Below are 18,585 nucleotides of genomic sequence, written 5' to 3'. Positions count from 1 at the left end.
TGGCTACACGGCGGCGGAGGCCGAGTTTGTTAAGATACTTTCCAATTCGCGACGGAGCGTAGGACATCGACTCCACTCGGTCAAGACACGGCTCGGCGTTGAACCATCGCCGCGGTCAACCGCGTATCGACTCCTGACGCCCCTGCGAAGGAGACACCGGCGAAGTGAAGAACCCGTACAAGCACGTGCTCGGCGCGCTCGGCGTGACCTTGGCGGTCATCAGCCTCAGTCCGGCCTCGGCCCAGGCGGATCCCCCGACCAACGCCAACGACGCGCTGGCCCAGCTGCACGACGCGAGCCAGAAGCAGGAATCCCTCGGCGAGCAGTACAACGCCGCGCTCGGGGCCTACAACGACCGCCAGGCCGATGTGCAGCGGGCCACCGCCGAGCTGGCCACCGACCAGGCGGCCGAGAAGCAGGCCAAGGCCGAGGAGGACCGCTACCGGGGCGACGTGGACCGCTGGGTCTCGGCCACCACCGAGGGGGCGGACCTGAGCAGCATGTCCGCGCTGCTGACCGGTCAGTCGCCGAGCGACTTCCTTGACCGGGCCTGGCTGTTGCAGGAGGTCAGCAAGTTCAACGGCGACGCCATGGACGGCCTGACCAAGTCGTTGGACAAGGCCAGCGCGGCCAGCAAGGCGGCGACGCAGGCCCAGACCAAGGCCAACGACGCCTCCGCCAAGGCCAAGCAGGTGGCCGACGGCCTCCAGCAGCAGCGGGACGCCGCCGTGCAGGCCCAGCAGGCCGCGCAGACGGCGTACAACCGGCTCAGCGGCACGCAGAAGACGGCGCTGAAGTCCGACAAGGGGCAGCCGTTCGACACCAGCAACATCCCCGCCGGCGCCGCCGGCACAGCGGTGAAGGCGGCGTTGGGCCAGGTCGGCGTGCCGTACGTCTACGGCGGCAACACCCCCGGCTCCGCGCTGGACTGCTCCTCGCTGGTGCAGTACGCCTACCGGCAGGCCGGTGTGACGCTGCCCCGCACCACCTACGAGCAGGTGCTGCTCGGGACCCCGGTCGCCAAGGGCGCGTGGATCCCCGGCGACCTGCTGTTCTTCGGCACCTCGGGCAACGTGCACCACGTGGCGATGTACATCGGCAACAACCAGATCGTCCACGCGCCGGACGTGGGCCAGGTCGTCAAGGTGGTGCCGGTCAGCGGCGGCGGCAGCGACTACTACACCGCCCGCCGCATCGTCGGCGGCTGACCTTTTCTGTCACATGCGGTCCGGATGTGCCTCTGGGAGGCAAGTATGACGCGCATGTGACACAAAGTCGGCGGCCCTCAAGCCCGGCCGGTGCGTGCGTTCCGCGCGTCGCACGCACCGGCCGTGATTGTATTGATCATGGCGGTGACCAATCCCTGGCTGGCCGGGCCGGCCCCGACGCGCAGGCTCGGCAGCCGGGGCGCGCAGGTGTTCGGCCGGGCGCGGGTGCTGGACGACGATCACGCCGACTTCCGGCACTACTGGTCGGCCTTTCGTTGGCAGTCCGACCACGTGGAGCGGTCGCGGTCGTTGGACGAGCCGCCGGGCGGGCCCCTGGTCGTCGTGGCGGCCGAGCGGATCGTCTACACGGAGCACTGGCTACGCCGTGACGGCTACGCCCCTCGCCAGTTCTGGACGGCCAAGTAGCCTCATCCCCGTGGCGATCCTGCTGTTCAACCACGCCCCGATCCGCACGGCGTTACCCGGCGACGAGGACACGGTGCTCGACCTGCTCGCGGGGGCCTCGTCGTGGCTGCGCGGGCGTGGCATAGAGCAGTGGCCGGAGCGGTTCCCGCTGGAGTCGGTGCGGGAGCAGATCGCCGCGGGCGAGGCGCTGCTGGTGGGCAAGCCGGCGGTGGCGACGGTGGTGGTCACGGCCAGCGAGCCGGACCTGTGGGGCGACAACGCGGTGCCGGCGTACTACATCTCCCAGCTGGCGGTGGCCCGTGAGGCCGGCGGCCGCGGGCTGGGGTACCGGATCCTGGACTGGGTGCAGGCGGCGGCGTCGGCGAAGGGCTGGCGGTACGTGCGGCTGGCCGCCGCCAAGGACAACCCCGGACTGCGGCGCTACTACGAGAAAGCCGGGTTCCTGCACGTCGGCGACCCCGACAACACCCACTTCCCCACTAGCCTCTACGAGCGCTACCGCTAGAACGCCACATGCGCTTCCCACTTGCGCTCTGGTGCCACATGGGAAGCGCATGTGAAAAAGAGGGGTGGGTGGGATGGCGACCTGGGAGGACGTGCGCCGGATCGCGCTGGCGCTGCCGGAGACCGGCGAGAAGCTGTCCTGGGGCACGCCGGCCTGGCAGGTGAAGGGCAAGAGCTTCGTCTGGGACCGCCCGCTGCGCAAGTCCGACGGCCGCGCCGAGGACGGCCCGATCCTGGGCGTCCGGGTCGCCGACGAGGGCGTCAAGCAGGCCATGATCGCCGACGACCCGGCGGTCTTCTTCACCATCCCGCACTTCGACGGCTATCCGGCGGTGCTGGTCCGGCTGGACCGGATCGGCGTCGACGAACTGGACGAGGTGGTCACCGAGGCGTGGCTGCTGAAGGCGCCGAAACGGCTGGCGCAGGAGTTCCTGGCCGGGAGCGATGGGCCAGGTGCCGGCTGAGCGCGGCGATGGCGGCCAACGCGATCAAGGCGGCGACCGCGCCCCAGCCGAAGAGGTCGTAGGCCTGCACGCCCAGCCATGAGCCGAGGGTGCCGCCGAGGAACGTGCACGTCATGTAGGCGGTGTTCAAGCGGCTGCGGGCCTCGGGCAGCAGGGCGAAGATGCGCGACTGGTTGGCGACCTGGTTGCACTGCACGGCAACGTCCAGCAACACCAGGCCGGCGATCAACACGACCAGCCCAACCACTCCGCCGAGCAGGCCGAACGCCAGCACGCCAGCCGAGGCGACGACGCCGAGGATGGCGATCATGCTGACCGGCTCGGGGCCGCGGCGGTCGATCCAGCGGCCGGCGATGGGCGTGACGAAGACGCTGACCGCGCCGGCGAGGCCGATCAGGCCGACGGTCTGGGCACCGAGGCCGTAGCGGGGGCCGCTGATCAGCAGGGCCAGGCACGTCCACGCGGCGCTGAACGAGCCGAACAACAGCACCTGGTACAGGGCGGATCGGCGCAGCTCGGGCTGGGTGCGCAGCAGGCGCAGCGCCTCGGCCAGCAGTGACGGGTAGTTGTGGCGCGCGGACGGCTCGGTGTGCGGGACCGCCATGGCCAGCACGGCGGCCAGCAGCAAGATCACAGCCGCGGCCACGATGTACGGGGCGCGCCAGCCGAGCCACTCGCCGACCGTGCCACCGAAGGTGCGGGCCAGCAGGATGCCGGCCAGCACGCCGCCGAGCAGCATGCCGACGACGGAGCCGCGCCGGTTGTCCGGCACCAGGCCGGCGACCATCGGGATGATCACCTGCGGCACCACGGTGAACGCACCGGCCAGCGTGCCGGCGATGAGCAGCATCGGCAGCGACGTGGCCAGTCCGGCGGCGAGCATGGCGGCCGCGGTGAGCACCATCAGCACGACGATCAGCGGCCGGGCCCTGACCCGGTCCCCCAGCGGGACCAGCAGGAAGATGCCGACGGCGTAGCCGAGTTGGGCGCCGGTCGCGGTCTGCGCGGCGGCGCTGGGCGTGACCCGCAGGTCGGCCGCGATGAGCGGGCTGATGGCCTGCGGGAAGTAGATCGTGGCCACGCACACGGCACAGGCCAGCGTGAGCAGCGGGATGGTCCAGCGGTTCGGCACGGCTCCCCTTCCAATCGAACCAACTAGTTCGATCGTAACCCGAGAACGAACCGGTTCGTTAACCTGGACCCGTGGGATACGACTCGAAAGCGACGAAAGAGCGGATCCTGGCCGCCGCGACCACCGAGTTCGCCGCCCACGGCGTCGCGGGGGCCCGGGTCGACCGGATCGCCGAGGCGGCCGAGGCCAACAAGCGGGCCATCTACGACTACTTCGGCGACAAGAAGGCGCTGTTCGCGGCCGTCCTGGAGCGCATGCTGTCCCGCTGCGCCGACGCTGTGCCGGTGGAGCCCGACCTGGCCGACTACGCCCGCAAGCTGTTCGACTACCACGCCGCCAACCCCGAGGCGCTGCGCCTGCTGATGTGGGAGGCGCTGGAAATGGGCGGCCGTGAGGTGCCGGCCGAGGACGTGCGCACGGCCGAGTACCAGAAGCGGGTCACGGAGATCGAAGACGGCGTGCCGAACGCCGCGATGGTCTACTTCTTCACGTTGGGCCTGGTCAACTGGGGCAAGGCCATGCCGCAGCTGCGCCGCATGGTGCTCGGCGCCGATCTCCCGCAGGAGGAGCTGATCGAGGCGACGGTGGCCGCGGTCAGGACGCTGTCGGCACGATGACCTGCCGTACGGCCTCACCGCCGGCCAGCTGGTCGAAGCCCTCGTTGACCTGGTCCAGCCGCAACCGTCCGGACACCAGCTCGGCCACCGGCAGCAGACCGGCCTGGTAGAGCTGGATGAACCGCGGGATGTCCCGGCGCGGCACGCTGGAACCGAGGTAACTGCCGCGCAGTGTGCGTTCCTCGGCGACCAGGCTCAGCGCCGGCAGCACCAGCTGCCGGTCGGGATGGGGCAGGCCGACCGTCACGGTCGTGCCGCCGATCCGGGTCGCGTGATACGCCTGGGCCAGCACGTGCTCGCTGCCGGTGGTGTCGATGACCTTGTCCGCGCCGCCGTGCGTGAGCTCGCGGACCTCGTCGACCGCGTCCGGGCCGCCACGAACCACGTGTTTCGTGGCCAACCGTGCCGCCAAAGCGAGTTTCGTGTCAACGATGTCGACCGCGACGATCTGGCTCGCGCCGGCCGCCCGAGCGGCCAGCAACGCCGCCATGCCGACGCCGCCGAGGCCGAAGATCGCGACCGTCTCCCCCGGCTTGATCTCGGCGCTGTGGAACGCCGCGCCGGCCCCGGTGAGCACGGCGCAGCCGAACAGCGCTGCCAGCTCCAGCGGCAACGTTGGATCCACCTTCACCGCGGACTTGCTCGACACCACGGCGTACTCCGCGAACGCCGACACGCCAAGGTGGTGGTTTTCCCCGCCCCGCCAACGCTTTTCGCCGGACAGCAACGTGCCGGCACGGTTGGCCACAGCCCCCGGCTCGCACAGCGCCGGCCGCCCGGCCAGGCACATCCGGCACGACCCGCAGGCCGGCACGAAGGCCAGCACCACGTGGTCCCCGACCGCGAACTCGGCGTCCGGTCCGACCTCGACGACCTCGCCGGCTGCCTCGTGCCCCAACACCATCGGCAGCGGCCGCGGCCGGGAGCCGTTGATCACCGACAGGTCGGAGTGGCACAGGCCGGCCGCCCCGATCCGCACCAGGATCTCGCCGCGCCCCGGCGGGTCCAGCTCCAGCTCCTGGACCTGCAACGGCCGCGAGTCGGCGTACGGCCGGTCCACGCCGGAGGCCACCAGGACTGCCGCGTTCACCTTCATGCGTTCACCAACTTCTCCAGCTCGTCCCGCATCGGCCCGGCGATCGGCACCGGCCGGCGGGTGTCGCGGTCCACGAACACGTGCGTGAAGGTGCCCTCGGCGATCAGCGTGCTGCGGTCGCTGCGGAACAGGCCCGTCTCGTAGCGGACGCTGCTGGTCCCGAGGTGCCCGACCCGCAGCCCGACCGCGATGACCTCGGGAAACGACACCGAAGCCTTGTACACGCAGTGCGACTCGACGCAGAGGCCGATCGGGCCGCCGCCGTCCAGCTCGAGGCCGGCACGCTCGATCAGCCAGGTGTTGATCACGGTGTCCATCACCGAGTAGTGCACCGCGTTGTTCACGTGCCCGTAGTGGTCGTTGTCCTTCCACCTGGTCGGCACGTCCTGCCAGTACCCGTACTCGGTCATGCACCCCATCTAACCGGAAAGCAGGTCGAGGGCGACCCGGCGCAGCTCGTCGTTGGCCAGCCCGGCATAGTCGGCGACGGCCTGCTCGTAGCCGGCCCGATCGGCGTCGGTGGCCACCTGCCGCATCCGGTCGATGCCGACGAACGTCTTGGTGTAGCGCCATTTCTCGGCGATGGCGACCAGCTGGGCCGACCGTGTCGGCGCGTGCGCGACGTCGGTCGCGGCGACGGCCAGCAGCAGCGCGCCGAGCACCGGATAGCCGCCGACGGACAGCGACGAGGTGGTAGGCAGGGTCACGAGCCTCGCCACCAGCCGCTCGTGCTGCCCGCGGGTGACGGCTGCCACCAGGTCGAGCCGCCCGTGCAGGGCGTGCGCGATGACCGCGGCGGCCTCGTTCTCCATCGCCCAGGTGTCGAAACCGGGCAGGTCCTGCCGCACCAGCTCCTCGTCGCGCAGCCGAGCCAGCGACTCCCGCCACAGCGCGAGGCCGCCGTCGATGTCGCCGCGGGACAACTTGATCGACGCCCGCAGGCCCAGATCGGGCGCGAGCACGTTCTGCTCGCCGTAGTCCGGCAGGATCTCGTCGAGCCAGCGCTCGGCCTCGTCGGGATCGCCGAGTTGCAGGCACGCGATCGCCGCGCCCCAGCGGATGCCGGCCTCGGTCGGCCAGTCCCCCTGGTCGCCGATCAGCGCCAGGATGGCGTGCGCCTGGGCCAGCGCCTCCTCGGGCCGGCCGACCTGGAGGCACAGCTCGGAGTAGCGGGCGTGGACCATGATCCGCAGCCAGGTCCGGGGCCCCCGGTCGAGCACCTCGAGGGCCCGCCGCCCGGCCAGCACGGCCCGGTCCACGTCGCACTCGATCTCGTACAGATAGCTCATGACGACGTTGGCCATCGCGGCCAGCACCGGCTCCTCCGCCTCGCACATCGCCGGCCACTGCTCCCCCGGCGTGACGACCAGCGTCGCGATGGCCCGGTACATCGTGGTCGGCGGGGCCAGCGGCAGCCGGCGCAGCACGGCCATGGCCCGCACGGCTTTCGGTCCCTGCACGGCGAACGTGGTCGAGACGCCGATCGTGGCCAGCGTGCGGGTGGCGTCCAGCGTCTCTTCGTCCGGCTCGTAGTGTGACAGCAGCCAGGCCGTCTCTTCCTGGAGCCGAACCAGCCGCACGTAACGGTTCTCGACCACCCACAGGCTGGCCAGCACGATCCCGACGCCGACCATGCTGCGGGCGTCGCCACGGTCGATGGCGTGGCGCAGCGCCAGGCTCAGGTTGTCCTGCTCGCTGCGGATCAGCTCGACGGTCGCGGTCGGCCGCTCGCCGTACACCTGCTCGTGGTGCGTGAGGCCGAATTCCGTGGCCCACTTGAGGAAACCGGTGATCGCACGGTCCGGGTCGGACCGGCGGGCGGCGGCGAACTCGCGCACGGTCGCCAGCATCAGGAACCGGCTGCCCCACGGCGTGTCCACGACCTTGAGCAGCGACTGCTCGACCAGGTCGGCAAGGTCGTGATCGACGAGGTGACCGGCCGCGTCGACGGTAAAGCCGTTGGGGAAGATCGACAGATCGGCGAGCGCGTCCTGGCCCTTGCCGTCGAGCAGGTTCCAGCTCCAGTCGACGACCGCGGCCAGGGTGCGGTGGCGCTCCGGCGCGTCGCGGGAACCGCCGCGCAGCAAGGAGAATCGGTCGTCGAGACGGCCGGCGATCTCCCGTACAGACAGCACGCGGACCTTCGCCGCGGCGAGTTCGACGGCCAGCGGCAGGCCGTCCAACTGCCGGCAGATTTCCGTGGCGTCAGTCAGGTCGACGTTCGGTCGTGCGGCGCGGGCGCGTTGCCGGAAGAGTTCGACACTGTCAGCCAGGGTCAGCTCGGGCAGCAGATGTACGGCTTCCGAGGACAGGCCGAGCGGTGCTCGGCTCGTGGTGAGGATCCGCAGCTCACGGCTCATGGCCACCAGCGCGCGCACCAACTCGGCCACACCGTCGACCACGTGCTCGCAGTTGTCCAGCACCAGCAGGGCCGGGCCGAGCGCGCTGACGATGCCGGTGACCTCGTTGCCGACGCGGGCGGGCCGGGCGTCGCCGATGCTCGACGCGACCTCGGCCGTGACATCACTGTCGGAGTTCGTTGCGGCCAGCGACACGAAATGCACCAGTCGTTGCGTGGCATCGCGGCTGACGGCGTGGGCCAGCCGGGTCTTGCCGAGGCCGCCGGGACCGACGATGGACACGACCCTGGACGTACGCAGCAGAGTCCGCACGGCCGCAATATCGTCGTCACGGCCGAGCAGCTCGTTCGGCTCGTGAGCGACCCCGTGCCGGCGGATCGGCGCCTGGGCCTGGAGCAGTTCTCGGTGCAGGGCTTGGAGTTCCAGGCCGGGGTCGGCACCGAGGTCGTCGCGGATGCGGCGGCGGTACGTGTCGTAACGGGCCAGCGCCGCCGACGGGCCGGCGGTGGCCGCCTCCGACCGCAGCAGCGCGCGGAGCGTCTCCTCGTCGCCGTCCGGATCGAGGACCGTCATGGCTTCCTCGTGCCGGCCCAGCTGGGACAGCGCGAGGCCGCGGATCCGTTGCAGGTCACGGTAAGTCGACGCGCGCTCGGCCCGGAGCCGGGACAGCGGGTCGCCGGCCGTGACCTCGGGTTCGCCGTCCCAGCAGGCCAGGCCCTGCTCCGCGGCCTTGAGAGCCGTTGCCGGGTCCGTCGACCGGCCTTTCGCCGCCTGGAGCAGGACGAACGAGGCGTCGATCTGTTCCTCGGCCAGGGTCAGGCGGTAGCCGGTGGCGGTGGTGGCGATCAGGTCCGCGCCGAGCTGCGCGCGGAGGCGGGCGACCAGGACCTGTACGGCCTTGGCCGGGTTGTCCGGCTGCGCGTCCGGCCACAGGCCGTCGACCAGCGCCGGCACGCCGCAGCCGGCGCGCGGGCTGCCGGCCAGCAGCGCCAGCAGGTCGCGCAGCCGTGGCCCGGTGATCTCCCGCCCCCGGCAGCACACCCCCGACAACAGCGTCAGCTCGGTGCTCACGCCTCCAGGTTAGGGGCCTCGAACACGTGCAGCTCGCGGTTTCGGTCGAGCGGGTCGTACCGGTCCAGCCAGGCCAGGCGCTGGGCCAGGTCGGCCCGGCTCAGCACGGCGACGGCGAGGTTCGGCAGCTCGACACCGTCCCACTGCTCGACGTTGAGCGTCACGACCTTCAGGTTCGGCAGTTCCTGGAGGGCTTCGATGTTCGTCACCTCGACGCCGGCCAGGTCGAGCCGGATCAGCCCGGTCATGGTGGCGATGACACGGGCGTCGACCGGGTGCTGGAGGCCGTACAGCCGCAGGCTCCACAGCGTCGGGTGGCCGGTCAGCGGCGCGAGGTCGAACTCGCGGGCGTCGACCCGGAGCGCTTCCAGGCCGGGCAGCGCCGTGGCTTGGACCCGGCCGGCCTGGTTGACGCGCAGATCCCGCAGGTTCGGCAGCACGGCGAAGGACGCCAGGTCGATGTCGCCGCCCTGGTTCGCGTTCACCTCCTGGATGTGCGGATCCGGGGCCGGTTCCTCACGGAGTACGAGGGCGGTGTTCCGCAGCACGTCGTCGGACCAGGTCCACGGCGGCAGCAGGCTGTCCACCGAGTCGGCCACCAGTGCGGCCATCTCGGTGTTGTCGTCGAACCAGATGATCTGGCCGGGGCGGCCCTGCTCGGCCGGGTCGAGGTCGACGGCGAGGTAGTCCCAGTTGTCGCCGTAGGCGAACGGCAGCCACCAATCGTTGCGGCACAGGCGTTTCACGTGCCCGTGCGGCCAGACGTCGGGCACGGGATCGAGATCGAGGGGCTCGTCGTCGTTCCAGCCGCCGAACTGGGGGCCGTCCTCGCCACGCCACTCGACGAGCTCTTCCACCGTCGCCAACATGAATTGGTCGATCTCGGTGTGGCCGTTGCGGTGCAGCGCGCGGAGGACCTCGGGCAGCCGGAAGCCGATTTCCCTTTCCGCGGCGAGGATGTCCTCCTCGCTGCGGCCGTCGCCGAGCTTCGGGACACGGGCCAGGGCGGCCGGATCCGTTGGCGCGTCGGTGATCCGTGCGTGCTCCGGCCGCGGTATGCTGCCGGGCAGCGGATGGCCGGGCAGGCGGAAGTCCTTGTCCCGCATGATGGTCGCACTGCTGGGGCCGACGCCGGAGGCGTTGGTGTAGGCCAGACGAACCTCGCCGGTCGAGCGCACCACGAGCTCGTAGACCGCGCTGCTTTCGCCGTTCAGCAGCACGGTGGCGAGGTCGGTCTGCAACGTGTGATCGACGCTGAGCCAACTGCGGTTGTCGTAGCCGGACTGCCCGCCATGACCGAACTCCGTGCAGCGCATCGAGATGGTCGCGGTCCGCCACCCTTCGGGTCCGTTGGCGTGAATGGCCCTGGCCAGCGCCAGCACGGCCTCGTTCAGTGTCACACCGCGGATCCTAGATGCCCTGGGGGAACGAGAAGACCCGATTCGGATCAAAGGCATCGGCGACTTCGGCCAGACCGGGTGCGTTCGCGCCGTAGTAAGCTGAGCGCCAGTCGGGCATCTCCGGGTCGATGTAGTTGACGAAACCGTTGGTACCGAACCACTCGCCGAGTTGGCGCCGAATCGGCGCGAGCTCACGGTGGGCGTCGGAGGAGGTGGTGCGGATCTGGTTGGTGATCTGAATACTGGCGATGGCGTCCCGGTGGGGGAACGCGCCGCCGCCGCGGGCGATCGCGCCGCCGAAGCTGTCGATGAGGCACGTCAGCTCCGGACCGGCCGTGACCAGGTCGACCATGGCCTCCGCGTCCATCGGGCCGGTGAGCATGCGTGACGTGGCCACGAACGCCGCCCGCCGGCTCATGCCCTCGGCGTAGTGGTCCATCGCGGCCGGGAAGTCGAGTTCCCGTTGCCGGCGTTGGGGTTCGCCGCCGATACGCCGGGCAAGGTCGTCGATGAGGCCGGTGTCCGTGCCGACCAGGCAGCCGCCGACGTCGGACCGGTTCTGCGCCGTGCTCACGCGGCACAGCGACCACATCTCGTCCGGTACGTCGCGCTGCCACTCCTGCCAGGCGTGCAGGATCTGCGGCCGGCGATCGGGCGTGCAGTCCAGCGACCACACCGTCAGTGGCTCGGCCGGTGCCGTGCGGAACGTGAACTCCGTGACGACACCGAAGTTGCCGCCGCCACCGCCGCGCAGCGCCCAGAACAGGTCGGGTTCTTCCGCCGCCGAGACGACGCGGAGGACGCCGTCGGCGGTGACAATCCGGGCCGCGATCAGCTGGTCGCTGGTCAGGCCGAGCATGCGGCCGAGCACGCCGATGCCGCCGCCCAGGGTCAGGCCGGCGATGCCGACCGACGGGCAGGTGCCGGCCGACAGCATGCGCCCGGCGCGGCCGATTCCCGCGTAGACACCGGCCATCCGCGCGCCGGCGCCGACCACTGCCGTGCCGTCCTCGCGCACCTCGACCAGGTCGAGTTCGGACACGTCGATGATCAGGCCGCCGTCCGGTGTGGAGTAGCCGGCATAGCTGTGGCCACCGCTCCGGGCGGCCACCGGCATCCCTTGCGTGGCCGCGAATTCCACGCACCTCTGCACGTCCGACTCGGTCGCGCACAGCGCGATGGCCGCCGGGCGGCGGCCGTCGAACTGGGACAGGAAGGCGAGCTTGGCCCGCGCGTACTCGGCGTCCGCGGGCAGCAGCAGCCGTCCCGTCAGCGCGCGGGCCAAGGTGTCCACTCCGTCAAGCTACTTGCGGCGAAACGACACGCCCAAGTCCTTTTGCAGGTACACCTCGATGAACACCCGCAGGTACGGGTCCTCGCCCAGCTCGGTGAACACGTCCAGCAGGCGCCGGTCGACCTGCTCGGTGAGCAGGACGATCCGCCACAGGTTCAGCGGCCGGTCCTCGGCCCCGGTGACCGAGTGCTCCACGTGGAAGACCGGCTGGTCGGTGGTGGCGGTGCGGCCCTCGAAGGTCGTGTCGCCGACGAAGAACGCCCGCTGGTGGCCGTGGTCGAGGCGGACGTGCTCGATGATCGTGCCGAAGCGGTCCGGGTCGGCCCACAGCCGCTGGTCGGAGACGCGGGTGAAGTCCTCCAGCCCCTCGTGGCGCAGGCTCGGCCACTTCTTCGCGCTGCCGGCCCGCACCACCGTCGGGATGTAGATGTCCGGGGCGGCGGCCTTGCGCGACTCCATGTCCCACAGCATGGTCCGGGTGAACGTCAGCTCCCGGTCCAGCTCGTAGCGCTCGGCCAGCACCTGGTTGACGTCCACCGGCGGCAGGTCGATCGCGGTGACGCCGGGCCGGTGCCAGGCCTCGTCCAACAGCCTCTCGTGATCCATGTCAGGCCAATCGGTCGGCGAGCCAGCCGCGCACCATGCGCCAGCTCTCGTGCTCGGGGTTGATGACGTCGAAGTGATGGGCACCCTGGAACTCGACCGGGTCGCCGGCGTACTTCGAGGCGACGACGTCGTCGTCCGTGCCGTGCACGGTCAGCAGCGGCACCACGGCCGGGCCCGTGACCTCGGCGTAGCGGTCGGGGACCTGGTCGTGGTGGCCGCCGAGCAGCCAGAACGGGATGCCCTGGCCCGCGTTGGCGACGACCACCGGCGCGAACTCCGGCGCCTGGGCCGGCGGAGCGCCGGCGGGCTCCTTGGCGTTCGGGTCGGTGAACACCGAGCCCAGGTGATCCTTGTCCGCCTCGACCAGGTCGATGACGCCGGCGAGGGAGACGGCTCCCGGAGCTTGCCGTCGGTCCGGCCGGCCAGGTACTTGGCCAGCTGGCCGCCGGCGGAGTGGCCCACGACCTGCACCTTCGTCAGGTCGAGGCGGTCGTCCAGGCCGTCCAACCGGTCCAGTGCGGTGTTGACGTCGTCGAACGTGCCGGGCCAGCCGCCGCCTTCCTCGCCGAGGCGGCGGTACTCGATGTTCCAGACCGCGTAGCCGCCCTTGACCAGGTCGTCGGCCAGCGGCGTGACCTGCCGACGGTCGAACATCGCCGTCCAGTAGCCGCCGTGGATCAGGACGACCACCGGAAACGGGCCTTCGCCTTCCGGCACGTACAGCTCGCCGACCTGCGACGGGTGCGGGCCGTAGGCCACCGTCCGGACCGCACGGCCGTCCTCGTCGTCGTAGCGGACGCCGCGGTCCGAGCTGACCAGGGCGTCGATGGTGGCGAAGAAGGCCGCGATCTCCGGCTGGTTGCCGCCCTTGGCCCTCGACTCGTCCCAGGCGGTGTCGTCCGTCCACTCCACCTGGTCCAGCCACGTGTCCTCGGCGACGCGGATCAGCCTGGCCGCGACGAAGCCGCGGCGGTCGCGGCGGAACGCGTCCACCATGCCCGGGCGGGCGGCCAGCATCGCCGCCGTGTTCTGGGGTTTGACGGTGAAGGTGGTCAGTTCGATGACCGACATCGGGGCCTCCTCGGTTCGTATAGTCAAGATTAGTGACTATCAACCTTGTTGACCATGCTGGGTGGCTAGGATCACCCGCATGGCACTTCCCGAGGACCTCCTGGACCTGCTGCGCAAGCCCAGCCCGTGCTTCATCGCCACGGCCAACCCGGACGGGTCGCCCCAGCTCACCCAGACCTGGGTGGACACCGACGGCGAGCACGTGCTCGTCAACACCGTCGAGGGGTTCCAAAAGGTGCGCAACATGCGGCGTGATCCCCGGGTCGCGCTCAACATCGCCGACCCGTCGAACCCGTTCCGCTACTTCCGGGTGCGGGGCCGCGTCATCGACATCACCGCCGACGGCGGCGCCGACCACATCGATCTCGTCGCCAAGCGCTACACCGGCAAGCCGTACGTGTGGCATCGGGGGCGGGACCAGGTGCGGCTCATCGTCACCATTGCGGCCGACGACGTCAGCGGTATGGGCTGAGGTCTGGTAGGCAGGAGACGTGGACCCCGTACGGGCGTTGGAGCAGGTCGCGTTCGAGCTCGAGCGCGCCGGCGAGCCCAGCTACCGGGTCCGCGCCTTCCGCAACGCCGCTTCGGTCATCGCCGGCATCCCCGCCGACAAGCTCGCCCACATGGTCCGTATGGGCTCCCTGACCCGGCTGCCCGGCATCGGCAAGGCCACCGCCGGCGTCGTCGAGAACGCCGTCCGCGGCGAGCCCATCGCCTACCTGGAGAAAGCCGCCTCCTCTCCCGGTCCCGACCTCTCCGCCGGCGCTTCCCTGCGGGCCTTGCTCCGCGGCGACTGCCACACCCATTCCGACTGGTCCGACGGCGGCAGTCCCCCTGACGTCATGGCCCGGGCCGCCCGGGACCTCGGACACGACTGGGTCGCCCTCACCGACCACTCCCCTCGGCTCACCGTCGCCAACGGCCTGTCTCCTGAGCGGCTCTCCGCCCAGCTCGACCTCATCGCCGCCTTGAACGCCGAACTCGCCCCGTTCCGCATCCTCACCGGCATCGAGGTCGACATCAACCTCGACGGCTCCCTCGACCAGTCCGAGGAGTTGCTGTCCCGCCTCGACGTCGTCGTAGCCAGCGTCCACTCCAAGCTCCGCATGCCGGCGGCCGAGATGACCCCTCGCATGCTCACCGCCATCTCCAACCCGCACGTCACCGTCCTCGGCCACTGCACCGGCCGCCTCGTCACCGGCCGCGGCCGCCCCGAGTCCGAGTTCGACCCCGAGGCCGTCTTCGCCGCCTGCCGCGACAACGGCGTAGCCGTCGAGATCAACTCCCGCCCCGAGCGCCTGGATCCCCCTCGCCGCCTGCTCAGGTTGGCCGAGTCCCTGGGTTGCCTGTTCGCCATAGACACCGACGCCCACGCCCCCGGTCAGCTCACCTGGCAACCCCTCGGCTGCGCCCGCGCCGAGGAGGCCGGCATCGGCGCCGACCGCGTCATCAACACCTGGCCGGCCGACGAGCTGCTGGACTGGGCGAGGAAGGGCTGAGCAGCGCGATGGCTTGCGTTGCGGGTCGACTTGTGGTGAAACCTTCACCCATGACCTCAGCGCAGCGTGCCGTCTTCAAGAGCCAGTGGGTGCAGGAGGCCCAGGGAGCCGGCGGCGAACCCGTGCCGCCGTCCGTGCTGGCCGAGTGGCAGCGCTATCAGAGGACCTCATGGTCGGCGCGGCGTCGGCATTCCGTTGTCGAGGTGTCGAGCCTTGTCGTCAGTGCGGCGATTCCCGCGCTCGCCGCCTTCGCGCTCGACGCGAGAATCGTCGCCGCGGTCGGCTCGGTCGCGGTGCTGGTCAACGGACTCCGCGCGCTCGGCGGTTTCAAGGAGAACTGGACCAGCCGGACACGGGCCCGGTACGCCATCGAGCGGGAGATCGCGCTCTTCGCGGTGCACCACGGCAAATACGCCGAACCCGGCGCGGCCGTCGTCCTGGTGGAGGCGGTCGAGGACATCTGCGCCACCGAACGCGAAGGCTGGGCCGCACTTCGACTGTCGTACGGCGGGGTTTCGGAGAAGTCGACAGCGGCCCAGCCGGCGAGCTGACACCGGTGAACGCGATCTCCACCAGATCGGTGGTGATCGCGTTCACCGTGGGCTCATCGCGAGGACGAGCCGCCCATGCTCGCGCCGAGGCTGTCCAACGCCTTCTGCACCATGGCCTGGGCCGTGTCGTTCAGGTCGTCGTTGCTGCCGTTGACGACCCACTCGTCCCCGGAGAAGATCACCACGGTCACACCGCCGGCCACGCCACCGGACGTGCCGCTGCTGGGGATGTCGAGCAGGTCGGCCGCCTTCACGGACGCCTCGCCCAGTTCACGGGAGTCGTTGTCCGACGTGGTCTGGCTGTTCGCGGTCTGCGTGTCGCCGAGGATCGCGCCGATCACCTTGCCCTGATAGAACATCAGCGCGAACTGCCGGCCCTGGATGCCGTGCTCCTGGTAGAAGAAGTGCGGACAGGGCGACTGCTGATCCCAACAGTCGGCGCCCTGCACGTAGTACGGCACGCGGTGGGCGCCGAGCGACTCGCCGTTGCTGTCCTGGAAGGTCGTCGAGCCCTGGTGGTCCGGATCGGAATCGGGGTCGCTGCCGTCGGTGTCGACGGCCAGGCTGGAGCTGTAGGCGTAGACGCCGGACGCCACCTGATACACGTTCACGTTCTGCTCGCGCGTCATGGTGTTGATGTGCGGTGCGGTGTTGACCTGGTTCTCGGCCGTGCTGTTCCGCTGCACGCCGGCCAGCACTTCGTCGGCCGTGTACGCAGGGGCGGCCGAGGATGTGGCGGCCGCGGGTGCGGCGGTGCTCGCCGTGGCGGCGGCGGAGTTGACAGCGAGCGGCACGACGAGCGCGAGCGCGGCAGCTGCGGCCACGGTTAAGCGCATGCAGGGAGATGACATGAGGGCAGGGCCTCCATCAATAGTTAGGAAGGTTTCCTAACTCATTCAAGCATGTGAAGAGACGCCTGTCACGTGATCATCTTCGTCACCACGCAACGCTCATGTTTCGAACACCGAGCGTGGCAGGCAGCGTCGAGTGCCGCTCTACTTCGGCTGCTGCCGCAGTGAAATCCTTTGCAGCGCTACGACTGTCGCCGATGGGCGATCGTGAGAGGACCTCGCTAGACGGGGATCAGCCTCGACACCAGGGTGCCCAACTGCCTGGCGTTGCGGCATTCGTGCATTTCCACGACGGAGGCGTAGTCGTGGGCGGCGGAGTCGCCGGTCGACCAGAGGTCGCGGCGCTCGGGGTTGAGCCAGAAGGAGCGGCGGGCGGGGCGGAGGATGTGGGCGAGGGTGGCCAGGCGGGGGTCGCCGTGGTTGTTGCGGGCGTCGCCGAGGATGAGGACGGACGTGCGGGGGCCGATGACGTCGGGGTAGCGGTCGGAGAACTCCTCGAGGGAGCGGCCGTAGTCGGAATGGCCGTCCCAACGGATGACGGACGCCTCGGAGAGGATCCGGGCACCGAGGGCGGCGGGGTCGGCTACGCCGGCGGTGACGAGATGGGTGACCTCGTCGATGCCGTCGACGAAGGCGAAGACGCGGACCTTGGAGAACTGGTCGCGTAGGGCCTGCACGAGAAGCATGGTGAAGTTGGCGAAAGAAGCCACGGAGCCGGACATGTCGCAGAGGAGGACGATCTCGGGACGGCCGGGGCGGTGCTTGCGGAAGACGGGGGTCATGGGGACGCCGCCGGTGGACAGGGAACGGCGGAGGGTGCGGCGGAGGTCGATCTGGCCACGGGCGGCGCGGCGGCGACGGGCGGCGAGGCGGGTCGCCAGCTTGCGGGCCAAAGGCTGGACCATGCGCCGCATCTCGGCCACCTGAGAACGGCCGGCCTGGAGGAAGTCGACCTGATCGGGCGTCGGCGGCACGGCGCTGCGGGAAAGTCGTTCCCGGCCACGGAGTTCGGCGACGCGACGCAGAGCCTCGCCGCGGACGAGCTCACGGAAACGCTCGATACGACGCCGAATCTCGTCACGGTCGAGCCGCTCGGTGAAACCGGCCTGAGCCCGCATGGCGGCCAACACCCGGACGAGCAAGGTCTGGGGCTGCACGCGATCGAGCGTCTGGTGGGCGGACCAGCCGCTGGTGCCGGAGCCGCCTTGCCCGTACTGGCCGAAGGCATCGACGGCCAGCCCGGCGAGTTGCAGCAAAGCGGATTCGTCGTCGGCAGCGAAAGCGGCGACCAACCGGTCGTCGAGCTCGTCGAGGGTGAGGTGCTCGTGCCGGGCCTGCTCGGGAATGCCTACGCCCAAAGGAAAGAACAGGTCGAAGGTGGAGTCGAAGACGGCCCGCTGCCCGTCCCGCCGGATCAGGCACGCGGCGAGGCCCTCCCGGGTGCGCTCGCGGTCGTCGAAGCCGAGCACCTCCAACGCGGCCGCGGCGTCCACGGTCTCGCCGGGACCGGCCTGGATTCCCTTGGCCCGCAACACCTGCACGAACTCGGTGAGCCGGTCGGCGACACTCACAGCTTGTCCAGCTCCAGCCGCTGACCGGCCTTGACGATGTCCTCCTGGTGCTTGAGGATCACGCCGAGGCTGTCCCGCACCAGCTCCTCGGTCAGCCCCTCGGCCCCGAGCTCCAGCAGCGTCCGGGCCCAGTCGATGGTCTCGGCGACCGACGGCGACTTGCGCAACTCCATGGCCCGCAAGGCATTGATGACCCGTACGAGCGAGGTGGCCAGGGTGTCGTCGATGTCCGGCACCCGGGCCAGCACGATCCGCTTCTCCAGGTCCTCGTCCGGAAAGTCGATGTGCAGGAACAGGCACCGCCGCCGCAGCGCCTCGGACAGCTCACGGGTGGCGTTGGACGTCAGCACGGCGAACGGTCGCTGGGTGGCGGTGATGGTGCCGAGCTCGGGCACCGTCACCTGGAAGTCGCCGAGCACCTCCAGCAGGAGCCCCTCCACCTCGACGTCGGCCTTGTCGGTCTCGTCGATCAGCAGCACGGTCGGCTCGTCGCCGCGGATGGCGGTGAGCAGCGGCCGCGACAGCAGGAACTCCTCGCTGAAGATGTCGTTGCGGGTCTGGTCCCACGTCTCGTCCCGCCCGGCGGTGATGCGCAGCAGCTGCTTGGCGTGGTTCCACTCGTACAGGGCCCGGGACTCGTCGACGCCCTCGTAGCACTGCAGCCGCACCAGCCGCGACCCGGTGACCTGCGCGACCGCCTTGGCCAGCTCGGTCTTGCCGACGCCGGCCGGGCCCTCCACCAGCAGCGGCTTGCCGAGCCGGTCGGCGAGGTAGACGGTGGTGGCGACCGCGTCGGACGCCAGGTAGCCGGCCTCGGCCAGCCGCGCCGCCACCTCGTCGACGGACGTGAAGAACCCGGTCACG

General features: G+C 70.4%; 20 protein-coding genes. 8 read left to right on the top strand and 12 right to left on the bottom strand.

Annotated elements, in window-relative coordinates; all coding sequences use genetic code 11:
• The first annotated feature begins 164 nt into the window (after window positions 1–164).
• The 4 genes from M3Q35_RS03600 to M3Q35_RS03585 all read left to right on the top strand — a co-directional run bounded on the left by M3Q35_RS03600 (window position 165) and on the right by M3Q35_RS03585 (window position 2,602).
• Window positions 165–1,208: a C40 family peptidase gene (locus tag M3Q35_RS03600; protein ID WP_273940156.1), complete on the top strand. Its 1,044-nt coding sequence runs from the start codon at window positions 165–167 to the stop codon at window positions 1,206–1,208.
• A 123-nt stretch (window positions 1,209–1,331) separates the two neighbouring features.
• Window positions 1,332–1,634 (top strand): hypothetical protein, encoded by a 303-nt coding sequence (locus tag M3Q35_RS03595; RefSeq protein ID WP_273940155.1) that lies wholly within the window; start codon window positions 1,332–1,334, stop codon window positions 1,632–1,634.
• Window positions 1,635–1,644: 10 nt separating this feature from the next.
• Window positions 1,645–2,139 (top strand): GNAT family N-acetyltransferase, encoded by a 495-nt coding sequence (locus M3Q35_RS03590; protein WP_273940154.1) that lies wholly within the window; start codon window positions 1,645–1,647, stop codon window positions 2,137–2,139.
• A 73-nt stretch (window positions 2,140–2,212) separates the two neighbouring features.
• A complete protein-coding gene (locus M3Q35_RS03585) occupies window positions 2,213–2,602 on the top strand; it encodes an MmcQ/YjbR family DNA-binding protein (RefSeq protein WP_273940153.1) in 390 nt (129 codons plus the stop codon).
• Here the strand turns inward: M3Q35_RS03585 and M3Q35_RS03580 are convergent.
• Window positions 2,520–3,734, bottom strand: coding sequence for an MFS transporter (locus M3Q35_RS03580; RefSeq protein ID WP_273940152.1), 1,215 nt, complete (start codon window positions 3,732–3,734; stop codon window positions 2,520–2,522). The genes M3Q35_RS03585 and M3Q35_RS03580 overlap by 83 nt on opposite strands.
• 71 nt (window positions 3,735–3,805) lie before the next feature.
• Between M3Q35_RS03580 and M3Q35_RS03575 the strand changes: the two genes are divergently transcribed.
• On the top strand, window positions 3,806–4,351 hold the full coding sequence (locus M3Q35_RS03575; RefSeq protein ID WP_273940151.1) for a TetR/AcrR family transcriptional regulator: 546 nt from the start codon (window positions 3,806–3,808) through the stop codon (window positions 4,349–4,351).
• Here the strand turns inward: M3Q35_RS03575 and M3Q35_RS03570 are convergent.
• From M3Q35_RS03570 to M3Q35_RS03535, 8 genes are read right to left on the bottom strand one after another with little or no spacing between them, the layout of a single operon-like run.
• Window positions 4,329–5,447 (bottom strand): zinc-dependent alcohol dehydrogenase family protein, encoded by a 1,119-nt coding sequence (locus tag M3Q35_RS03570; RefSeq protein WP_273940150.1) that lies wholly within the window; start codon window positions 5,445–5,447, stop codon window positions 4,329–4,331. The genes M3Q35_RS03575 and M3Q35_RS03570 overlap by 23 nt on opposite strands.
• The gene (locus M3Q35_RS03565; protein ID WP_273940149.1) at window positions 5,444–5,857 is read right to left on the bottom strand and encodes an acyl-CoA thioesterase; all 414 of its coding nucleotides are present in this window, start codon (window positions 5,855–5,857) and stop codon (window positions 5,444–5,446) included. Before M3Q35_RS03565 ends, M3Q35_RS03570 begins: the two co-directional genes overlap by 4 nt.
• A gap of 9 nt (window positions 5,858–5,866) precedes the next feature.
• Window positions 5,867–8,878 carry an ATP-binding protein gene (locus M3Q35_RS03560; protein WP_273940148.1) on the bottom strand — a complete coding sequence of 1,004 codons (3,012 nt, stop codon included), beginning with the start codon at window positions 8,876–8,878 and terminating at the stop codon, window positions 5,867–5,869.
• Window positions 8,875–10,278 carry an SMI1/KNR4 family protein gene (locus M3Q35_RS03555; protein ID WP_273940147.1) on the bottom strand — a complete coding sequence of 468 codons (1,404 nt, stop codon included), beginning with the start codon at window positions 10,276–10,278 and terminating at the stop codon, window positions 8,875–8,877. The genes M3Q35_RS03560 and M3Q35_RS03555 overlap by 4 nt, the downstream gene beginning before the upstream one ends.
• A gap of 10 nt (window positions 10,279–10,288) precedes the next feature.
• The gene (locus tag M3Q35_RS03550; RefSeq protein ID WP_273940146.1) at window positions 10,289–11,572 is read right to left on the bottom strand and encodes an FAD-binding oxidoreductase; all 1,284 of its coding nucleotides are present in this window, start codon (window positions 11,570–11,572) and stop codon (window positions 10,289–10,291) included.
• Between the two features lie 9 nt (window positions 11,573–11,581).
• Window positions 11,582–12,178: a hypothetical protein gene (locus M3Q35_RS03545; RefSeq protein WP_273940145.1), complete on the bottom strand. Its 597-nt coding sequence runs from the start codon at window positions 12,176–12,178 to the stop codon at window positions 11,582–11,584.
• Between the two features lies 1 nt (window position 12,179).
• Window positions 12,180–12,344: an alpha/beta hydrolase family protein gene (locus M3Q35_RS03540; RefSeq protein ID WP_273940144.1), complete on the bottom strand. Its 165-nt coding sequence runs from the start codon at window positions 12,342–12,344 to the stop codon at window positions 12,180–12,182.
• Complete coding sequence (locus M3Q35_RS03535; protein WP_273940143.1) at window positions 12,329–13,249, bottom strand: alpha/beta hydrolase; 921 nt, start codon at window positions 13,247–13,249, stop codon at window positions 12,329–12,331. Before M3Q35_RS03535 ends, M3Q35_RS03540 begins: the two co-directional genes overlap by 16 nt.
• Window positions 13,250–13,328: 79 nt before the next feature.
• On the opposite strand from M3Q35_RS03535, the gene M3Q35_RS03530 reads away from it, so the two are divergent.
• From M3Q35_RS03530 to M3Q35_RS03520, 3 genes are read left to right on the top strand one after another with little or no spacing between them, the layout of a single operon-like run.
• Window positions 13,329–13,721 carry a PPOX class F420-dependent oxidoreductase gene (locus M3Q35_RS03530; RefSeq protein ID WP_273940142.1) on the top strand — a complete coding sequence of 131 codons (393 nt, stop codon included), beginning with the start codon at window positions 13,329–13,331 and terminating at the stop codon, window positions 13,719–13,721.
• A gap of 19 nt (window positions 13,722–13,740) precedes the next feature.
• Window positions 13,741–14,748, top strand: a complete 1,008-nt coding sequence (locus tag M3Q35_RS03525; protein WP_273940141.1) for a PHP domain-containing protein — start codon at window positions 13,741–13,743, stop codon at window positions 14,746–14,748.
• 50 nt (window positions 14,749–14,798) lie between these two features.
• A complete protein-coding gene (locus tag M3Q35_RS03520) occupies window positions 14,799–15,299 on the top strand; it encodes a DUF4231 domain-containing protein (protein ID WP_273940140.1) in 501 nt (166 codons plus the stop codon).
• 53 nt (window positions 15,300–15,352) lie between these two features.
• Here the strand turns inward: M3Q35_RS03520 and M3Q35_RS03515 are convergent, their stop codons facing one another.
• From M3Q35_RS03515 to M3Q35_RS03505, 3 genes are all read right to left on the bottom strand, one after another.
• On the bottom strand, window positions 15,353–16,135 hold the full coding sequence (locus tag M3Q35_RS03515; protein ID WP_273940139.1) for a glycoside hydrolase family 75 protein: 783 nt from the start codon (window positions 16,133–16,135) through the stop codon (window positions 15,353–15,355).
• Window positions 16,136–16,371: 236 nt separating this feature from the next.
• Window positions 16,372–17,721 (bottom strand): vWA domain-containing protein, encoded by a 1,350-nt coding sequence (locus tag M3Q35_RS03510; protein ID WP_273940138.1) that lies wholly within the window; start codon window positions 17,719–17,721, stop codon window positions 16,372–16,374.
• Window positions 17,718–18,584 (bottom strand): AAA family ATPase, encoded by an 867-nt coding sequence (locus M3Q35_RS03505; protein WP_273940137.1) that lies wholly within the window; start codon window positions 18,582–18,584, stop codon window positions 17,718–17,720. The genes M3Q35_RS03510 and M3Q35_RS03505 overlap by 4 nt, the downstream gene beginning before the upstream one ends.
• Between the last annotated feature and the right edge of the window lies 1 nt (window position 18,585).

Source organism: Kutzneria chonburiensis (assembly GCF_028622115.1).
In the GTDB taxonomy this organism is placed as follows: domain Bacteria; phylum Actinomycetota; class Actinomycetes; order Mycobacteriales; family Pseudonocardiaceae; genus Kutzneria; species Kutzneria chonburiensis.
The sequence above is the reverse complement of the archived record's forward strand: the minus strand, read 5'-3'. Positions and strand labels throughout refer to the sequence as shown.